A 20,415-nucleotide genomic window follows, 5' to 3' on the forward strand; every position below is an offset into this window, starting at 1 on the left:
AAACAAATTTTTATTCAAATATTATGTCAAGTGAGTATGTCAGCCATATAGGTAATAAAACATGATTTGAAAGGAACTCTTTTATTCGTGTAAAACATCTGATGCTAATTCAATAAAAAGGTGGTAAAGAATGAAGGGAGTAATACTTGCTGGTGGTACAGGGTCCCGTCTAGAGCCATTGACTAAGTTTCTGAATAAGCATCTTTTGCCAGTAGGTCCTTATCCGATGATTTTTTGGTCAATTTTAAAGTTGAAAGAAGCCGGAATAAATGAAATTTTAATTGTAACAAATAAAAACCATCTTAGTTCCTTTATCGAATTATTGGGACTCGGGGAAGATCTCCATGTAAACATTCAATTTAAAATACAGGGTAACGTAGGTGGAGGAATAGCGGATGCATTAATATCAGCTAATGATTATATAAAAAATGAAAAGTTTGTCGTATTACTAGGAGATAATATTTTTGAAGATTCATTATCCCCATTTGTTCAGTCATTTCAAAAACAGAAAAAGGGTGCAAGGTTACTTCTAAAAGAAGCGGAAGATCTTACTCGATATGGTGTACCTCATTTAGACATAACCAACCAAAAAATAAAATCCATCATTGAAAAACCGAGCAATCCTCCGTCTTCGTATTGTGTGACTGGAATCTATATGTTTGATCAAAAGGTTTTTGAATATATTGAAACGATTCATCCTTCACATCGAAATGAGTTGGAAATAACCGATGTGATTAATCTATATATTCAAGATGATCAACTGCAATATGATATTTTGCAAGGATGGTGGGTTGATGCAGGTACACATGATTCGCTTTATCAAGCCAATCAATATGTATACGAAAAAATAAAGAAGGAGGATGCGAAGTGAAACGACACCTCCTCATAACAGGTGGAGCCGGTTTTATTGGATCTAATTTTATATCCTATTTACTTGAAAATACTAAATACTATATAACCAACGTGGACTCTTTAACCTATGCCGGTAATCTTGAGAATATCCAATCATTTGAGAAATCGAATCGCTGTCGTAGAATTAAAGCGGATATTGGTGAAAAAACAGAATTATCCAAGGTATTTGATCAAGATTACTTTGCCATCATTAATTTCGCTGCAGAATCCCATGTAGACCGTAGTATCGAGGATGCATTTCCATTTATTCACACTAATATTATAGGGACATATAACCTATTACAAGCAGTTATATCTGGAAAAGCTCATAAAATGATTCAAATCTCAACCGATGAAGTATATGGTTCTTTAGAGCCGTATGATTCTCCATTCACTGAAACAACTTCTCTTTCTCCGAACAATCCATATTCAGCAAGTAAAGCCAGTGCGGATTTATTGGTAAGATCTTACTTCCAAACCTATCAGCTGCCGTTAACGGTTACCCGGTGCAGCAATAACTATGGTCCCATGCAACATACAGAAAAATTCATTCCTAAAGTCATTACGAGAGCCTTGAATAATATGGAAATCCCTTTATATGGCGACGGATTAAACATTCGTGACTGGATATATGTTGAGGATCATTGCCGGGCGATCCATGCTGTTCTTGAAAAGGGAGTGGCCGGAGAGGTCTATAATATTGGAGGTTCTGAAGAAAAAACAAATCGAGAAATAATCGACTATATTTTAAAGAAGTTAAGAAAAGAGGAAACACTAATCAAGCATGTAGCGGACCGAAAAGGGCATGATCGTCGATACTCCATGGATTCCTCGAAAATCTCGAGGGAACTAGGTTGGAGACCAACTATTTCTTTTCATGAAGGGATTCAAAAGACGATCGAATGGTATCGCCAAAACGAACAAAAGAATGGGTGAGAATTTGGATATTGTCATTACGGGTGCCAATGGCCAGTTAGGAAAAGAACTAGAAAGAAGGTTAGGTCCATTTCATAATGTGGTAAGTTTAAGTAAAAATGATTTAGACATATCAGAAAAAGAGGAAGTATATAAAAAAATCACCCACCTTGAGCCACAAATCATTATTCATGCTGCCGCATTTACTGCCGTGGATCAATGTGAAACGGACCGTAGAAAGGCTTTTGAGGTAAATAGCCTTGGTACGGGCTATATTTCGAATGCTGCAAATATGGTTGGCGCTCGGGTATTTTATATTAGTTCTGATTATGTGTTTGATGGAAATAAGCAATCTCCTTATTTGGAAGAAGATGTTCCAAACCCACAATCAATTTACGGTATAAGCAAGTGGATTGGGGAACAATTCGTACTTTCAATAAATAATGGTATAGTGATCCGCACTTCCTGGTTATATGGTCATGAAGGAAAGAATTTTGTGAAGACCATGTTAGAACTGGCGAAAAAAAATAAGGAAATAAGAGTTGTAAATGATCAAGTGGGTTCCCCCACCTATGTTAATGATCTTGCTGAAACAATAAGTCATTTATTGAATAAGAAAAGTGGCATTTATCATGTATGTAATGAGGGTTCATGCTCTTGGTATATATTTGCAAAGGCTATTTTTGAGGAAGCTGGATTCGATCCATATTTGGTAAAAACCATAACGACTGAAGAATTTGGTGCTTTAGCCCCAAGACCTCATTTTTCAGTTTTAGAAAATAAAGCATTGCTTCGAGAAAATGTTCAAATTCCCCGTCCATGGAATGAAGCATTAAAGGAATTTATTCGAAAAGAGGTCTGTCATGATTGAAGGTGTAAGGGTAAAGAAACTTGTAAAACATTGTGATGACCGTGGCTTTTTTGCAGAGCTTGTCCGTGATGATGAACCTGAATTGTTATCGAGGTTTGGTCAGGCTTCTTGTTCGATGAGTTATCCAGGAGTCATAAAAGCTTTTCATTATCATGAGAAACAGGATGACCTATGGTTTTTTCCTTCTGGAAATGCCCAAGTCGTTCTTTATGATTTGAGGGAAGGTTCTTCTACAAAGGGTGAAACTGATGTGTATTATATGGGGGAGGAAAATCCAATCATGCTACTGATACCAAAAGGCGTTGCACACGGGTATCGGGTTCTCGGGCAAAAACCTGCAACGATTCTATACTTCACAACTGAGTCATATAACCCGAAAAATCCTGATGAGAAACGGATTAATTGGGATGATTCGGAAATAGGTTTTTCATGGGAGACAGAAAATAAATAATGAGTTCTTTACAGAGAGAAATTAAAATGTAATTGGGGCCGGTTCTATTGTAGCTATTTATGGAATCTGGTTTTTTTCTTTGTCTTTTCCAGATTCGTTGAATTTCCGTGAAGCCTTTAATAATTCTTATTTTAATAAATTAATAAGTATATATAGAAATAACCAAAGTATAAATACATATATATCCTATTCCCTAAAATAATTGATGTCTCCAATGAATCCATGTATTAATATACCTTGGTACGTAGATCTTCATTAAACTTGATTCATCTCAAAAACTTGATTTAGATGCAAAAGTAATCTTAATTATATAAAACGTGAACGAAATCCACTATTTGTATTAAAGTAAAAATATTCATGAAAGGAAACGAATAGCTTGTAGTGATCTGAATTGAAATGGGATAATCCCAGACAAAATAGCAATTGAGGTGAAAATGATGAAAAATGGAGTAAATCTCATTGGATATGCTAGAGCTGAATCAGGTTTGGGTGAAGCATGTCGTTCGGCTGCCAAAGCTCTGCAATCTGTAGGTGTTCCGTTTTGCATCATTAATTTTCCTAGATGTCCTTCAAGACAAAATGACCTTAGTTGGAAACACAAAGAAGTAAAACAGCCTATTTATAAAACTAATATTTTTTTTATAAATGCAGACCAACTGTATTATCACTTTAGTTTAACCAATTTAAAAAGAGAATGGTTTAACAATCGATACAATATTGGATATTGGCATTGGGAATTGCCTGAATTTCCAGATACTTGGGTAAAGAGCTTCGATTTAATAAATGAAATTTGGGTTCCTTCACGTTTTATATTAAATTCAATTTCTTCGAAAACATCAAAACCTATTCATTTTATTCCCCATGCAATTTCCGTTGAAATCCCAAAAATAAATCGGACTCATTTTAGTTTACCAAATAATCGCTTTCTGTTTTTAACGATGTTCGATCTTCACAGTACATCAGCCAGAAAAAATCCCTTAGCGGTCGTAGAGGCATTTAAAAAAGCTTTTCCGCAAAATGATCATACAGTTGGTTTAGTTCTTAAGATCAATAATGCATCTCATTTTCCAAACGAAGTTAATTTAATAAAACAAAAAATTATGGGGTTAAATAATATATTTTTAATTGATAAAGTGTTAAGCCGCATAGAGGTTAATGGGTTAATGAATGTCACAGACAGTTTAATTTCCCTTCACCGTTCAGAAGGATTTGGTTTACCGCTAGCTGAAGCTATGTATTTGGGGAAACCAGTGATTGCAACAAACTGGTCGGGAAACGTTGATTTTATGAATGAAAACAATTCAAGTTTAGTTGATTTTACATTGAAAAATATTGAGGGAAATTACGGACCCTATTTAACAGATCAAAAATGGGCAGAACCTGAAATTGATCATGCTGCGTTTTTAATGAAAAAAATGGTGGATGATGCAGATTACGCTAATCGAATTGGTTTACAGGCTAAAAAAACAATATTAATTAAATACTCACCCAAAAATATAGGACGTATATATAAAATACGTCTAAATCAAATCGGATTATTATGATTAATAAAAGTATCATACTAAAATTTGAGCGAGACTTAGAAAAACTAAAAACCTAACTTACTTTGTAAAAAAAGAAAACTGTAGAGGCAACTTTTTTATGCTTATAAGGGTAACTTTGGTGTTCCTATTGTTCTTTATGACACATACTATGTAATTGAAAGATTTTGTATTTATTCTGGGTGTACTTAAATTTTATTACAAGGGTGTGTAGTAAAGTATGAAAGCAATCATTTTAGCGGGAGGACAGGGAACACGGTTTTGGCCATTAAGTACAAAAGATAAGCCTAAACAGTTTCAAAAAATAATTTCAAATGAAACAATGCTTCAACAAACTTATCAAAGATTTCGTGATTGGCTTCCAGCTGAAAAGGTGTTTGTAGTAACAACTGAGAAATATTTAAATCTTGTAAAAGAACAATTACCAGAGATTCATAAGGAAATGATTATATTGGAACCAGATCAAAGGGATACAGCTCCATGCATTGCACTGACTGCTCTGCACTTTCTGGAAAAAAATGATGATGAGGCTTTGGTTATATCTCCTTCTGATCAGTATATACAAGGCAGTAAATCCCTTCAAAATGCAATTAATTTAGCAGAAACGATAGCCGACAATGAAAATGCAATCGTTACACTTGGTGTAAACCCTATTAACCCTGAAACTGGATATGGGTATATTCGCACAAAACCGAATGCTCAATTTTATTCTTCCGTTTATCAGGTAGAAGCATTTATTGAAAAACCAGACATTAAAACGGCAGAAAAGTTGTTGCTTGAAGAAAATGTATATTGGAACACAGGCATTTTTATTTGGAAACCTTCGACAATTTCAGCATATTATAAAAAATTGCAACCAGAGATGTGGGAACTTATAAACAATAAAGAAGTTGACATAAAAGCAGCTTATTCAATGATTCCAAAAGTGTCTGTCGATTATGCAATCATAGAAAAAGCAGATAATCTTTATACCATACCAGTAAACTTTGTCTGGGATGACTTAGGTGTATGGACATCTTTGGAACGTGTTGAAACAGCTGACAAAAATAATAATTATCAAAAAGGTGAAGTTACTACATCCTCTTCTGAAAATTGTATTGTCTACACTGATCGTAAGACGCTCCTTATTGGAGTGAAGGACTTAATTGTAGTTTCAACAGAAGAGGGGATATTGGTTTGCCACAAATCAGAGGAACAAACTATAAAAAAGCTATTGAATAAAGAATGCTTCTCGGATAAACCATCCAAAGATGAATAGGAATCTCCAATAATAATTGATTTACGATGAAAATAACGAACGGAGGTTTAACTTATGAAAACAGCATTAATAACAGGAATTACAGGCCAGGACGGCTCATATTTGGCAGAACTGTTATTAGATCAGGGTTATAAAGTTTATGGATTAAAAAGAAGAACAGCTACCCCTAATCTTGAAAATATCAAATCTTTGATAAATGAAATTGATTTTATATCAGGTGATCTTCGCGATATTACATCTTTGACTGAAGCAGTGCAATTAGCAAAACCTGATGAAATTTATAATTTAGCAGCACAATCCTTTGTCGGCGATTCATGGCGTCAGCCAATCTATACGGGAGAGGTAACGGGACTCGGAGTAACGAACATGCTTGAGGCGATCCGTCAAGCAAAACCCGATGCACGGTTTTATCAGGCATCTAGTAGTGAAATGTTTGGGAAGGTGCTTGAAACGCCACAAAATGAAACGACACCATTCTACCCTAGAAGCCCATATGGTGTGGCAAAGGTTTATGGTCACTGGATTACTGTGAATTATCGAGAGAGTTACGATATGTATGCTTGCTCTGGAATTTTGTTTAATCATGAATCACCTCGCAGGGGAATAGATTTTGTTACCAGGAAAATTACTGATGCCGTTGCCAAAATAAAGCTTGGGATTCAAGATAAATTGCATCTAGGAAATATAGATTCAAAACGCGATTGGGGTTTTGCAGGAGATTATGTTAAAGCTATGTGGCTTATGCTGCAGCAAGATGAACCAGATGATTATGTTATTGCAACTGGAGAAACTCATACTGTTAAAGAATTCATTGAAATAGCTTTTGAACATGTTGGTTTAAACTGGCAGGAATATGTCGTTCAAGACCCACAGTTCATGAGACCTGCAGAGGTTGATATTTTGTTAGGAGATCCTTCAAAAGCAAAACAAAAATTAAAATGGGAGCCTCAAATAAACTTTGAACAACTGGTAAAGATGATGGTAGATCAGGACCTTGAAAATAATAAATAAAAAACAAATCTCTATTTTTATACTTTTTCCGTACATTATGAAAATAAAAACAATATTCATCAGACTTAAACTTAGTTATTTTTCCTAAATTCCGTCTTTTTACTTATAAATATATCTTTATTGACATACCTTGTTTGTTATTTAAAAAATCGATTGCGCATGAGGAAAAAGGTTGGGGGAACAGCCAATGTATTTTAAAGGAAAAGAGCATATGGTAGATCAATCTATATTTGAGAACATTCGCAACTCCTTCACGTATGAGTTTCGGGTAAAACCAAATGCATCCCATAAAATAGTCGATGAAACTTCCGTTGGAATTAGTGGACTATCCGGTCAAAGATATTTAATTGGACCAGCGCATTCTTTAACCCGGGAGAATGCAGGGGTAGGGGTATCCGCCGGTACCAACGGTGTAACGGTATTTGAACATTCTTCTTCACATCTCCCAGCCTTATTGGTATATGAAATACCAATAACAGAGTGGACACATGTTTCAATTGTTTATTGTGACAAAACACCTTCCTTGTATATCAATGGTGAATTCAAGAAAATGGGCCAAAAGAGCACCAAAAATAATGTATATGCTTCAGGGCATCTAGGCGGCTATGATCCATATGGTTTTTATATTGGACACGTTAAGGATATAAAACTTTGGGACTTTGCCAAAACTGAAACGGAAATTAAAGAAGGGATGCAGGAGATATTGACTGGGGAAGAAGAGGGATTATTTAGATATTGGTGGTTTCATAGTAATATAACAATTAGCCCTCCCAACCTTATCAATAATTTTATTTTAACCGCTCTTACCAAGTAAACATATTTGAGAAAACCAAAAGGGGCAGCATTCCTGTTAGAAGGATGTTCGGGCTCTTTTGAAAGAAAAAGAGCCCTCTTGTATGATGCATGAGTGTCAACGACCATTGACCCAGCATCAAACAAGGAGGACTTCTCTATGCAGTTTATATGGAATGAAAAAATTAATCAAGTTACTAAAAGCGTGTTCATTACGCTTGTTTTGTTGATGAACAAGGGCGCATGATAGAAAAAGCCCTCGCGTACATCAATCAAAAGAGGGCTTTTGAACACCTATATGAAAAGATTAGTCAAACAATGGATGAAGGATCTCTACTGTCTCTCAGAGGCAGCGTATGCATTTCTAACTATCAATTTATAACAAGAAGGATGACACGGAGAAGCCGGCAACATTACTAAACTAAGACCAAGAGGCCCGGGGCGGCATAGCAGGTCTCTGCCTTATGAATAGACCGAACGAAGGAATGTATGCGCAAATGATGATTAAAAGAATGGGAGGGTACGTCATCATAAGTTTCGCAGAGATCTATTGTGCATCACCTAGTGGAGAAAATAGCTAATGGTTTCCATAAATTTTAGCGAAGCGTAAGCTCGATGATTTATTAGATGAAAAAGTTTGTTTTTTAAAAGGTTGGTTTAAAGATACATTACCTAATGCTCTGATTCAAAACTTAACTATATTGAGATTAGATGGGGATATGTATGGTTCAACTATGGTTAGTTTAAGGAATCTTTACACAAAGGTTTCAATTGGTAGGTTTATCATTGGAGATGATTTTAGTTTACCAGGTTGTAATGCTGCGGTTATAGATTTTCGAACGGAAAATTATTTATTGATGAACCACTTGTAAACATCGATGCTAGTGGTGCTTTTATTCGAGGAAAATGAAAGATATCTAATTTTAAAAATCCTATGTTTACAACTTTAAGCCAAATTACCTTATTATATAGATTAATATTTAAAATAGTAATAATCCCGGAACTTCAAGTTAGGATTTAACGGTAGGCGATGTCTTTTTCAGACTAGTCTACCGTTTTTTTCCTTTATAAGATCTCGGGTTAATGTTTAAATCCAAGGTAAATAAATAGTAAAGACCATATTAAAATAGACGCCTAGTTTGTAAAACTAAACGCCGATATTTATGCTGGTTGCATATAAATATTAATAATATTAGTTTAAGGTTTAATCTCAAGAAAAGATCTTATCGTCCATTCCTACATATCTGAAAACATAAAAAGCCATTTTGGATAAGACAAATATGAATATCTTCCGTTAAATTTAATTCATCAATTACTTCTGTCACATCGGGAACGAGTGAATTCCCGTAGTCGTGCCAACAAATAATCCCACCTTGCCGTATTGTTTGCCGAGCTAAAAGGGTATCAAGTAAAACTCCCTCTTTAGAATGATCACCGTCAATTAGTATCAAATCTGCAATAGGTAAATCGGCCGCCGTTAAATCTCTCGTCCCATTGGGTTTTAAAATTAGTTCTACACGGGGATCATCTTTAACTAACTCCCCAGCCATTTGAGGCACTTCTCCCTGCTGTAGTGATAATGTAGTTTGAGAATCAGGTGTTAGGTCTATACCAATATATTTTTCTATCCAGGGGCTATTTTCTAAAATAACTTTTGCTGTTTCTCCTCGTTGAATACCGATTTCGATCACTGTTTTCAAACGAAATGTTCTCGAGAATGCAAGTAGTGGTTCTACATCCGCCCCCATAAAAATAGGTGGCTCTCCATCGAATGCACCACTACCAAAAATGTCAAAAAAAGTACTTCTATCTATAATGCTCATAATCTACCTCCAGTCCATTTAACTAATGTGATGTCATTTCAATTAATAATTGATATAAGATTTTTTATTCTTAAGGAACCCATTAATAGGATCCCATTAATTCATCTATTTCAGAATGTGTTAGCAAACTTGTATTAGTGTATGCGGATTCTAAAGCAAACATAACATCCAATAATAAAAACAAAAGTTCCTAAGTGTATTTAAAAGAACATACTTTTAAATGGGATTGCATAGCCTGATATATACGGACTTTTGAGTAATTAATTTTAAGACACTTGAATGTTATGAATTTATACGTATATAAAACATTAAGAATATATTCCGAAAAGTATCAAAGTTAAGGAAAGAAGGGTAGAATATGCGCATTTTATATATTTCTGTTCATGAGGTATTAGAGTATGATGAGTTAAAAATATTTAATGAATTAGGTTACGAATGTTTCTCTCATGGCGCTTATAGTCGACCACATATAGGAAGTTCACTTCGCCCACCTATCCCAGAGATGAATTATGATCCCAATTTCGCAGATTTAGTTGATCATTCCCCTAACAAAGATAATCTTGATTCCAGGCTTATTGATGATAAGGATATTATTATCATTATGCATTCACCTTCAATTGTAGTTAATAATTGGGATAAGATTAAGCATAAAAGGGTTATCTGGAGATCAATAGGGCAGTCTGTATCTTCAGTTGAACAAGTACTGAAGCCTTATCGGGAACAAGGTTTAGAGATTGTCCGCTATTCACCAAGAGAAAAAATGATTCCCGCATACCTTGGTGAAGACGCAATAATACGCTTTTATAAAGATCCATTAGAGTATAATGGGTGGAATGGTAATAATAACCAAATAATGGCTCTGAATCAGTCAATGAAACAAAGAGCAGTTGATTGTAATTACGATTTTTTTCATAAAACATGTAAAGGGTTTCCAGTTAAATTGTTTGGTGGAGGAAATGAGGGATTACCAGAAAGTGCTGGGAAGATAACATACGAACAATTAAAGCAGGAAATGAGGGATAACCGTATTTTTTTCTATACAGGAACACAAGTAACGAGTTATACCCTTGGCTTTATTGAGGCATTCATGACGGGAATTCCTATAGTTTCAATCGGAGAAAAACAGGGTAACCATCAATTTTATAAACAACAAACCTTTGAAATTCAGGATATTATTGAAAATGGTAAGGAAGGATATGTATCAGATAATATTTCAGAGTTAAAAATGTATATAAGTGAACTTATGAATAACCACCAATTTGCTAAAGAAATTAGTGATCGTGCCAGAATAAAAGCAATAAATTTGTTTGGGAAAGATAATATTAAAAAACAGTGGGGACAATATTTAAGTAAAAGTTGATAATTTTGAAATTAATAAAAGGTTATTTTGTGTGTTGTGATATTAACTACAAAGCTAAGATCCATGAAGGGGAAGTTTAGATTCGTTCCATAAATGTAAATAATTTGATCCGAGATGCATCTAAAAAAGCTTAAATAAGGAGAAAAATAAAATGATAGAACCATCAGGAATTACTTGGGTAGGACCAGTAGGTGATATCGGTGGATACGGTAATGTTTCGAGAAATTATTTAAGAGCATTGAAATATATAGGGTTCCCAGTATTAATTAACTTAAATGGCTCAATTGAAAAAGAACTTGGGAATGATGATAAGGAATTTTTGTACAATTACCGGTATATCCGGACGCCAGATAATAGCATAGGCCAGTCTTCAATACTATTTATTCATGGAACACCAGAGAATTTTGTGAATGGTAACAAATTTGGCTTTAAAAAAAGGATTGGAATAACTATTTTTGAAACGGATCGTATCCCAATGAGTTGGGTGAATTTGTGTAATACAATGGATGAAATTTGGGTACCTACTCAATTTAATTACCAGACTTTTACACAATCTGGTGTTGATCCATCGAAAGTAAAAGTTATCCACTATCCAATTGATTATACAAAATACAATCAATTATTTCCCCCATATCCATTTCCACCACAAGTAAGATCCTTTAGATTTTTATACACTATAGCCTTTGATTTTCGAAAAGGTCTAGATTTACTTATACCAAGTTTTTGTGAAGAATTTTCAAATGAGGAAGATGTTAGTCTTATCTTAAAGATTTACGTCCCTAGTTGGAATCAAGAAAATGATTATTTAAAAGTAATTTCTTCATATATTCCCGTTAAAGAAAATAATCCTCACATCCATTTCATTATTGAAAAAATGCCTCAAGAAACTCTCTTATCCTTATATTCAAGCTGTAGTTGTTATGTTTCTACCGAGAGGGCTTGCGGTTGGGGAATGCCACAGATGGAAATGATGGCTATGGGAAAACCAGTTATTTCAATAAATTGGGGTGGAGTTACAGAATTCATGAATAACAGTAATTCTTTTCTTATACAACCAGAACTTGAATTAGAACCTGTTCATAATGAACTACAAAAGGCCAGACCTGAATTATACTTAGGACACAAGTGGGCAAAAGTTTTGAAACAAAATGTTAAGAAAGTAATGCGTGAAGCATTTGAAAACCATATAAAAAGAGAAGAAGTTTCAACAAATGCAAAACAAGACATAAGAAATAAATTCACATTTCAGAATATTGCAAATCAAATTAAAGAGAGATTATAAGGGAAAAAGTTTAACGTCTATTAAAGGAACTTTAATAATACGGAAAATACGTAATAACTATTACTGACTGGCCTAAAGTTCTTCTTTTTACTTAAAGGCAGAAAAGTGATAGGAATTGAAAACCGGAAATAAAAGTGTGAGGAGAGCTAAATTTTTTATAAAAATAATTTATACTACTATTATTGAACTTTATGGAATCAAGAGGTGGTTTACAGGTTAATGGAGGTGGGTGATATTCAAATTGAAATTGCATGGGATCAATAAATTGAGCAGATGTGGCCATCCGTTGGTACATCTGCTTTATAATATTCTTATCAGGTTTCGTAATTGAGAACTTCAATAATCTTTTGAAGTGTATTCGGTAAAAATTTCACTCACTGTTACTGATCACTTTCTTTGTTTAAGAGAATAGTGGTTACCATTTAATTGAACATAGGCAAAACCAAAATTAATTCCATGCTTTACATACGAGTTTTTTGATCTTCTTTATTTTTGAAATCAATAGTTGTAGTAGCAAAGGACCTAGCACAGACGCCCAAGCTTATGGCTCAATGCATTCATATAATAAAATATCAGTACTTTATGAAATTCAGCTCTTTCCAACAGATCGAAGCAATGAATATTAACCAAGTTATATTCCAATTTAAAAACAAGTTGAGGTGAATAGAGAATGACTCCGATTGTATCGGTCATTTTAACTAGTTACAACAAACCCAATACAATTGGTAAAGCCATAGAAAGTGTTCTCAATCAAACTTATCAGAATTGGGAACTTTTCATTATGGATGATAACTCCAATGAAGAAACAGTTAAAATCATAAAGCAATATATAAATAAGCCTAGAATACATTATTTTAACAGTAACATTCAAGACAGTGAAAGATACAAAACAACAAGGTATGCCACATTAATTAATGAAGCGATTCCTAAGACAAGAGGAAAGTATCTTACTTATTTAACGGATGACAATTCATTTTTACCTTCACGCTTTGAATCGATGTTAAAAGTACTGAATCAAAATTCTTCTATAGAAATCGTATATTCAAAGCAATTAGTGAAAACCATTAACGAATACGGAATAGTTGAACAGGAAAAAGTTCGAAAAACATATGGAGTGTTAAAGAATCCTGTGGGGTTTGTTGATCATTGTTCAATCATGCATACCAGGAATCTTGCAGAAAGGATATATAAGGAATTTGGAAGCTACTGGAATGATGATCAAGCATACTGGTATAATGGGGATGCAGCTTTTTGGAGTCGTTTAACTAAATATAAGCCTTTTCATCCTATTCCGGAAGTTTTAGATATTGCGCTTAAGGATGATAAATCATTTCAGAGACTATATACTCATTTGCCAAAGAGCATACCAAACGGAACTCTTGTAAGAGGGCCATCCTCAGAGACATATATTATTGATAATCAAGTACGGAGAAAGATTTCCCAAGAAGTGTTTACAAAATTAAAATATGATCCTAGCATGGTTGTGAAGATTCCGGATCCATTTATTTTCAAATATAAAGAGGGGACACCGGTCGATAGTCAGGTATTTATAAACTTTTTGCTTTTTCCGAATCAAAGGCTCGTGAAGGCGCAAAATCACCCGGCAGTATATTATCTGCAAAATAATCGCAAGCACCTCATTAAAAATGAAATAGCATTTAGAGATTTTAATTTTAGGTGGGATAAGATAATATCCACTGATGAACATTTATTAGCACAAATACCAGATGGTTTGCCTATTGAGGAATTATCCGAAAGCACCCCTATTTTGCCAGATGGTACCCTATTTAAGCACGAAAACTATTACATTAGCCTGAAGAATTGTTTACATCCTATAGAAAAACAGGTAGCGTTGAAACTGAACCTCCCTGTTTCGAATCCAGTTAAAATGGACCATTCGGTGTTATCTAAATTTAAAACAGGGGAGCCTTTTGAATGGGAGATTCTTTTTTGAAAATAAAAAGCCTTTCAAAAGGGAATATAATGATGCTCCCGATCGAAAGGCTTTTCGCGTTCCACAGTTTCTTTAATCTCTTTAAGGTCACTCATCTTCCATTTAAGAAAGAACTTTTTTTGGCTGTCTAGGATGATTTTATTCTGCAATGCTCTATTTAACCTAAAACTACTACTGCCATAATGATGAATAAAAACATCATTTGCTACCCATAGTTCTCTATTGGATATTTGAGCCCTTATACTGAAATCTGCATCTTCAAAATATCCAGGGGAAAAGCGCTCATCAAGACCCCCAATCATATCAATCAAACTTCTTTTGAAAATCATGCAAAGGCCGCTTAAGTAATTCACTTCGTAGCCTTCCTGATCATGCTTTTGTGTCCATTCATTAGCGAATTTTTGCATTTGATCCATATTCTTGTAGGGAGTTGGGGTAATTGCTTGATGTGAAACGACATTATTTGATCTGGGCCCAACGATGCCAATGGAAGGATTTTTATTAAGTTGCCATAGAAGCCTGCATAACCATTCGTTTGTAACAACAGTATCATTGTTTAAAAGGACAATATTTTCTCCTCTTGCAATAGTGAAGCCCTGATTGCATCCGCCGGAAAATCCTTTATTTTTTCTATTTGCAATTACCTTGGTATTAGGGAGCGTTTTAATAAATTCAAGTGTGCCATCCGTAGATCCATTGTCAACTAAGATCAATTCAAAGTTTTCAGTGTGGCGAAATATGCTTGATATGCATTCCTTTGTAAAAGTAAGGCCATTCCGGGTAAGAATGATAATGGAGGTCAGTGGTGATGTATCAGATGGATATTCGTTACTCTTCATTTTTTTCTCCTCCTACCTAGCAGCCCCTCTTAAAGGCCATTATTAACAAAGGGCTAGATGCAATTAAGATGATCAAAATTACAAACCAGCGTTATTTGTTGGATACCAAATGGTCGAAAGAACTATACCAAGGTCATAAATTAATGACGAAAGATTAATTAGAGAGAGAATTTTGGACATGGTCAATTATTCTTGTTAAATTTACCATTTATACGACCATTGTTTATACTGCAATATAGTCTTCAGGATAATCTGAGAAGAATTGTTAACTGTATGACGAAAATACTAACTTTATATTCATTTTAATTAGGATGTTTCATGATACCAACAAACATAGGAATAAGCTTAAATTAACTAGCTCTGAGACACGATCAATAGGAAAATCATTTTATTTACCTTATTCATGCCTGTTTTATGAATTGATTAGATTCAAATCCCATAAAGCTAGTGATTTATCAGTAAAATTCATTTCTCCTTCCGTACAATTCTCATTAATAACCAAGATGGGTTTTGGAAAGTTGAATGGCTCAATCTCTAGGTTAAGAGGACGCCAGCTTCCTGTTCTTATTTCATGATTACACGAATGGTTTGTAAATGTAGTCGTTAATAAATACCTTGATTGGCTAGCTTTAAAATTGTTTAAAGCTAAATGAATATCAGAAAAGCTAAAATGTACGAGACAATCTCTACAAAGGATTAAATCACCTGTAGGCAGACGGTCTTTTGTAATGTCCATGTGAACAAACCGTACATTGTTTAATGGGTATTTTTTTTTATTTCTTTTTATAATTTCATCGACGATATCAATCCCAATATATAATTCCGTATTTTTGTATACTTCTTTCATCCAATTAAAATCACCACAAGGTGCATCTATCATTTTTTTTATCTGAAGTTGTTTTATTATGCTTGGTAATTCCTGAATGAGTGTTTTGGTTTGAGTAAGTGATGAACCCGTACCAGATACAGACTCAGAATTTCTCCACCTGTTTTTCTTATAAATATTTGTAAATAGCTCTTTCATTTACATTCTCACCTTTCATCATTTTGTTAATTTAGAAAGGAATTAAAAAACGACATACTCGAAAGGGCCATCTGTACAATCTAGAAATCTATATTAAATTTGGTAAAGTACCAATCATCATCATATTTTCGTTTTTGAAAGTAGGTCCGTCTCTGCTTTTTGACTCCATCAAGGATCACTTGGGATTCAATCGGGTTTGCTTTTACATGTATCATGAGTTTTTTGCACTTTTGGATGCGATGAGTATTAAAATGAGAGTAGGCCATCCTTAATAAATTATAATAAACTTCATCATAGCTAACTTCATAGGGATGAGTTTTTCTGAATAAATGGATAATTTTTACATCAGGCAGAGCGTGACAGCGAAATCCAAACAGCCATAGCTTAATTGAAAGCTCTACATCTTCATGTCCCCAAGTTTTAAATCCCGTTTCAAATCCGCCCACATCTTCAAACACTTTTTTTGAGATAATAAAACATCCTCCGGGTAATACGGCAGTTTCAAAGAGGCCATTTTGTTTAGCGTTCCATTTAATTCTAAGGTTTGACTTTAAGGTTTGACCATAGCCAATGAAATCGGAATTGCCAAAGGAAGCAATTGCTGGGGTTACTGCATCCGATTTTCCTGTAAGCAGAGGTTCTATAATATGATCGATCCAAAAATTTTCAAACTGTAAATGGGCATCGCAAAAAATCAGGAATTCTCCAGAAGCTTTTGTTGCACCCAAATTTCGTGCGTTAGCAGCTCCAATTCCTTCTGTTTGAAAAAGTTTAACTTGGTTTGCATGATTATAGGTATTAAGGAAATCGCAGCAATTGTCTGATGATCCATCGTTTATAATAATCACTTCGAAGGAATACTGTGTTTCAACTGAAAATAATGAATCAAGAGTGTTTTTCACATTTTCCCCTTCATTTTTGGCAGGAAAAATTATTGAAATTAAAGGATGAGTTTTCACTTCATTTATCTCTCCTTTTGTAACGAATTTTTCATTATAGAAAAATATCAAGGACTGTGAAATGGATGTTAAGAAGGGGGGTATCACAATCCTTGATCTTCGGTTGAAAGTGTAATTAAGTTTTGTTTGTAGTTCAATGAGTTAAAGTGAGAGGGTGCATATACTCTAAATAATGCTTAATATTATTGCTTTCTAAAATTCTTAAAAGGATCAATCGCTGTTTTTTGCACTCCGGAATGTAAATTATATAAAGGATGATTTTTATAAAACATATCTAACGAAAATGAATCTTTATTATTTTTGTTAAATTTAGTATCTTGGTAATCGTTTTTTTGATACGATGACATGATCCCGGAATTATAATTTTGTTGGGTTCGATCAATTTCTGTGTAACTCGGTTTATTTAGTGGAAAGGATATTTGACAATGTGATGTTTGCATATTAAAATTTTGGGTTGTATTTTTTTGTTGGTTTGTTTCATTCGAGAATCGAAACGCACTTGGTTGATTAATTATTTCTTTGTTATTTGGCGATTTGAAATTTCCCATATTAACACGGGTATTTCCAACTTGCTGCTGTTTTCCAATATTATTAAAAGGTTTTCGCATTTTTCCTGTTGCTTTTTGATCATTAACTGTTTTATTCATATTTTCTATTTTTTGCAAATAATTTATTTCTTTATCTGTTAAATCTGATATGGATTCGGTTAATTCCTTAATCTCCTGTTGATGTTGGCTTTCATTTTCCTTTAAATTGATAATCGTCTGTTCTAAATTATCAATCTCGGTTTTATATTTATTTTCTTGCTCTGAAACACGAGCAATCGTTTGATTCAAATGATCGATTTCTTGTTGATGTTGATTTTCATTTTCCTTAAAATTTTTAATCATTAGCTCTAAGTTTTCAATCTCGGCTTTATATTTATTTTCTTGCTCCGAAACAAAAACGATCGTTTGATTTAACTGATCGATTTCCTGTTGACGTTGATTTTCATTTTCCTTTAGATTGTTAATCGTCTGTTCTAAATTATCAATCTCGGTTTTATATTTATTTTCTTGCTCCGAAACAAGAGCAATCGATTTATTTAACTGATCGATTTCTTGTTGATGTTGATTTTCATTTTCCTTTAAATTGATAATCGTCTGTTCTAAATATTCAATCTTGGCTTTATATTCATTTTCTTGCTCCGAAACAAGAGCAATCGTTTGATTTAACTGATCGATTTCTTGTTGATGGTTATCTTCATTTTTCTTAAAATTAATAAGCATTTGCTCCAGGTATTCAATCTCGGCTTTATATTTATTTTCTTGCCCTGAAAAAAGAGTAATCGATTGATTTAATTGTTCAATTTCTTGTTGTTGGTTATCTTCATTTTCTTTAAAATCAATAATCATTTGCCCTAGGTTTTCAATCTCGGCTTTATATTTATTTTCCTGTTCGGATAGGTGGTCGATGGTTTTGGTATAATTTTCAATTTCCTGTTTGAATTTGTCGATAACTTGTATATGATGATTTTCCTTTTCGGAAAGTTCAATCATGGCTTTTTCTAATTTTTCAATCTCCACTTTATATTTATTTTCTTGTTGGGATACAACGCTAATCGTTTGATTTAACTGATCGATTTCTTGGTGATGGTAGTTCTCTTTTTCCTTTAAATCTATAATCATCTGTTCTAGATTTGTAATTTCCACCTTATATTGACTTTCCTGTTCCGATAGTTGGCCTATCATTTGGGAATAATTTTCAATTTCACGTTTGAAGTTGTCGATAACTTGTGTCTGCTTTTCTTCTTTTTCGGAAAGTTCGATCAGGGCTTTTTCTAAACGTTCAATCTCGGTTTTATATTTATTTTCTTGCTCCGAAACAAGAGCAATCGTTTGATTTAACTGATCGATTTCTTGTTGGTGGTAGTTCTCTTTATCTTTTAGGTCGGAAATCATCTGTTCCAAATTCTCAATGTTCACTTTGTAATGACTTTCCTGTTTGGAAAGGAGGTCGATCGTTTGATTATATTTTTCCATTTCCTGTTTAAAGTTTTCGATAACTTGTATATGATGATTTTCCTTTTCGGAAAGTTCGATCATGGCTTTTTCTAAGCTTTCAATCTCCACTTTATATTTATTTTCTTGTTGAGGTACAATGCTAATCGTTTGATTTAATTGATCGATTTCTTGTTGATGATAGTTCTCTTTTTCCTTTAAATCTATAATCATCTGTTCTAAATTTGCAATTTCCACCTTATATTGACTTTGCTGTTCCGATAGTTGGCCGATCATTTGAGTATAATTTTCATTTTCCTGTTTAAAGTTGCCGATAACTTGTTTCTGCTGCTCTTCCTTTTCGGAAAGTTCGATCATGGCTTTTTCTAAACGTTCAATCTCAGCTTTATATTTATTTTCTTGTTGAGAAACAACGCTAATCGTTTGATTTAACTGATCGATTTCTTTCTGATGGTCGTTCTCTTTTTCCCTTAGATCGTTAATCATCTGTTCCAAATTCTCAATGTTCACTTTATATTGACTTTCCTGTTCGGATAGGTGGCCGATTATTTGAGTATAATTTTCAATTTTATGTTTAAAGTTTTCGATAATTTGTTTATGATGATTTTCCTTTTCGGAAAGTTCGATCATGGATTTTTCTAAATTTTCAATCTCAACTATATATTTATTTTCTTGTTGGGAAACAACGCTAATCGTTTGATTTAACTGGTCGATTTCTTGTTGATGGTAGTTCTCTTTTTCCTTTAGATCGGAAATCATCTGTTCTAAATTTGCAATGTCCACCTTATATTCATTTTTCTGTTCCGATAGTTGATCGATCATTTGAGTATAATTTTCATTTTCCTGTTTAAAGTTGTCGATAACTTGTTCCTGCTGCTCTTCCTTTTTGGAAAGTTCGATCATAGATTTCTCTAATTTTTCAATCTCGGCTTTATAATTATTTTTTTGTTGGGTTACAACGCTAATCGTTTCATTTAACTGATCGATTTCTTGTTGATGGTCGTTTTCTTCTTCCTTTAGTTCGGAGATCATCTGTTCCAAATTCTCAATATTCACTTTATATCGACTTTCCTGTTCGGATAGGCGGTCGATCGTTTGCGTATAATTTTCAATGTCATGTTTAAAGCTTTCGATAATCTGTTTATGATGCTTTTCCTTCTCGGAAAGTTCGATCATGGATTTCTCTAATTTTTCAATCTCAGCTTGATATTTATTTTCTTGTTGGGATACAACGCTAATTGTTTGATTTAAATGATTGATTTCTTGTTGATGGTCGTTTTCTTTTTCCTTTAGATCGGAAATCATCTGGTTTAAATTTGTAATGTCCAACTTATATCGATTTTCCTGTTCGGATAGGTGGCCGATAGTTTGAGTATAATTTTCCATTTCCTGTTTAAAGTTTTCGATAACTTGTTTCTGCTGCTCTTCCTTTTCGGAAAGCTCG

Annotated in this window: 17 protein-coding genes; 12 read left to right on the plus strand and 5 right to left on the minus strand. The window is 33.7% G+C overall.

Features of this window, described 5'->3' with window-relative positions; genetic code table 11:
- Positions 1 to 130: 130 nt before the first annotated feature.
- From J7I90_RS15465 to J7I90_RS15505, 9 genes are all read left to right on the plus strand, one after another.
- Entirely contained in the window at positions 131 to 871 is a 741-nt protein-coding gene (locus tag J7I90_RS15465; protein WP_214772743.1) for a sugar phosphate nucleotidyltransferase, read from the plus strand.
- On the plus strand, positions 868 to 1,827 hold the full coding sequence (gene rfbB / locus J7I90_RS15470; protein WP_214772744.1) for a dTDP-glucose 4,6-dehydratase: 960 nt from the start codon (positions 868 to 870) through the stop codon (positions 1,825 to 1,827). The genes J7I90_RS15465 and rfbB overlap by 4 nt, the downstream gene beginning before the upstream one ends.
- Positions 1,820 to 2,677 (plus strand): dTDP-4-dehydrorhamnose reductase, encoded by an 858-nt coding sequence (rfbD, locus tag J7I90_RS15475; protein WP_251025305.1) that lies wholly within the window; start codon positions 1,820 to 1,822, stop codon positions 2,675 to 2,677. The genes rfbB and rfbD overlap by 8 nt, the downstream gene beginning before the upstream one ends.
- On the plus strand, positions 2,670 to 3,128 hold the full coding sequence (locus tag J7I90_RS15480; protein ID WP_214772745.1) for a dTDP-4-dehydrorhamnose 3,5-epimerase family protein: 459 nt from the start codon (positions 2,670 to 2,672) through the stop codon (positions 3,126 to 3,128). Before rfbD ends, J7I90_RS15480 begins: the two co-directional genes overlap by 8 nt.
- A gap of 437 nt (positions 3,129 to 3,565) precedes the next feature.
- Positions 3,566 to 4,672 (plus strand): glycosyltransferase, encoded by a 1,107-nt coding sequence (locus J7I90_RS15485; RefSeq protein WP_214772746.1) that lies wholly within the window; start codon positions 3,566 to 3,568, stop codon positions 4,670 to 4,672.
- A gap of 217 nt (positions 4,673 to 4,889) precedes the next feature.
- Complete coding sequence (locus J7I90_RS15490) at positions 4,890 to 5,927, plus strand: mannose-1-phosphate guanylyltransferase (protein ID WP_214772747.1); 1,038 nt, start codon at positions 4,890 to 4,892, stop codon at positions 5,925 to 5,927.
- A gap of 54 nt (positions 5,928 to 5,981) precedes the next feature.
- Positions 5,982 to 6,938 (plus strand): GDP-mannose 4,6-dehydratase, encoded by a 957-nt coding sequence (gene gmd / locus J7I90_RS15495; protein WP_214772748.1) that lies wholly within the window; start codon positions 5,982 to 5,984, stop codon positions 6,936 to 6,938.
- Between the two features lie 187 nt (positions 6,939 to 7,125).
- Positions 7,126 to 7,752, plus strand: coding sequence for a LamG-like jellyroll fold domain-containing protein (locus tag J7I90_RS15500; RefSeq protein ID WP_214772749.1), 627 nt, complete (start codon positions 7,126 to 7,128; stop codon positions 7,750 to 7,752).
- Positions 7,753 to 8,323: 571 nt separating this feature from the next.
- Positions 8,324 to 8,602: a TylF/MycF family methyltransferase gene (locus tag J7I90_RS15505; protein ID WP_214772865.1), complete on the plus strand. Its 279-nt coding sequence runs from the start codon at positions 8,324 to 8,326 to the stop codon at positions 8,600 to 8,602.
- A gap of 351 nt (positions 8,603 to 8,953) precedes the next feature.
- On the opposite strand, the gene J7I90_RS15510 is transcribed toward J7I90_RS15505, so the two are convergent.
- On the minus strand, positions 8,954 to 9,553 hold the full coding sequence (locus J7I90_RS15510; protein WP_214772750.1) for a class I SAM-dependent methyltransferase: 600 nt from the start codon (positions 9,551 to 9,553) through the stop codon (positions 8,954 to 8,956).
- A gap of 358 nt (positions 9,554 to 9,911) precedes the next feature.
- Here J7I90_RS15510 and J7I90_RS15515 point away from each other — a divergent pair, with 358 nt between their 5' ends.
- From J7I90_RS15515 to J7I90_RS15525, 3 genes are all read left to right on the plus strand, one after another.
- Positions 9,912 to 10,913, plus strand: coding sequence for a glycosyltransferase (locus J7I90_RS15515; protein WP_214772751.1), 1,002 nt, complete (start codon positions 9,912 to 9,914; stop codon positions 10,911 to 10,913).
- Positions 10,914 to 11,064: 151 nt separating this feature from the next.
- Positions 11,065 to 12,195, plus strand: coding sequence for a glycosyltransferase (locus tag J7I90_RS15520; protein WP_251025306.1), 1,131 nt, complete (start codon positions 11,065 to 11,067; stop codon positions 12,193 to 12,195).
- 670 nt (positions 12,196 to 12,865) lie between these two features.
- Positions 12,866 to 14,149 carry a glycosyltransferase family 2 protein gene (locus J7I90_RS15525; RefSeq protein WP_214772752.1) on the plus strand — a complete coding sequence of 428 codons (1,284 nt, stop codon included), beginning with the start codon at positions 12,866 to 12,868 and terminating at the stop codon, positions 14,147 to 14,149.
- Positions 14,150 to 14,163: 14 nt separating this feature from the next.
- Here the strand turns inward: J7I90_RS15525 and J7I90_RS15530 are convergent, their stop codons facing one another.
- The 4 genes from J7I90_RS15530 to J7I90_RS15545 form a co-directional block, all read right to left on the minus strand.
- A complete protein-coding gene (locus J7I90_RS15530; protein WP_214772753.1) occupies positions 14,164 to 14,988 on the minus strand; it encodes a glycosyltransferase family 2 protein in 825 nt (274 codons plus the stop codon).
- 412 nt (positions 14,989 to 15,400) lie between these two features.
- Positions 15,401 to 16,012 carry a class I SAM-dependent methyltransferase gene (locus J7I90_RS15535; protein WP_214772754.1) on the minus strand — a complete coding sequence of 204 codons (612 nt, stop codon included), beginning with the start codon at positions 16,010 to 16,012 and terminating at the stop codon, positions 15,401 to 15,403.
- An 80-nt stretch (positions 16,013 to 16,092) separates the two neighbouring features.
- Entirely contained in the window at positions 16,093 to 16,980 is an 888-nt protein-coding gene (locus tag J7I90_RS15540) for a glycosyltransferase family 2 protein (RefSeq protein ID WP_396020140.1), read from the minus strand.
- A gap of 173 nt (positions 16,981 to 17,153) precedes the next feature.
- Positions 17,154 to 20,415: hypothetical protein (locus J7I90_RS15545; protein ID WP_214772756.1), on the minus strand; the 3,262-nt coding region annotated here is incomplete at its 5' end.

This window comes from Bacillus sp. ISL-57 (genome assembly GCF_018613135.1).
Taxonomy (GTDB): domain Bacteria; phylum Bacillota; class Bacilli; order Bacillales; family DSM-1321; genus Peribacillus; species Peribacillus frigoritolerans.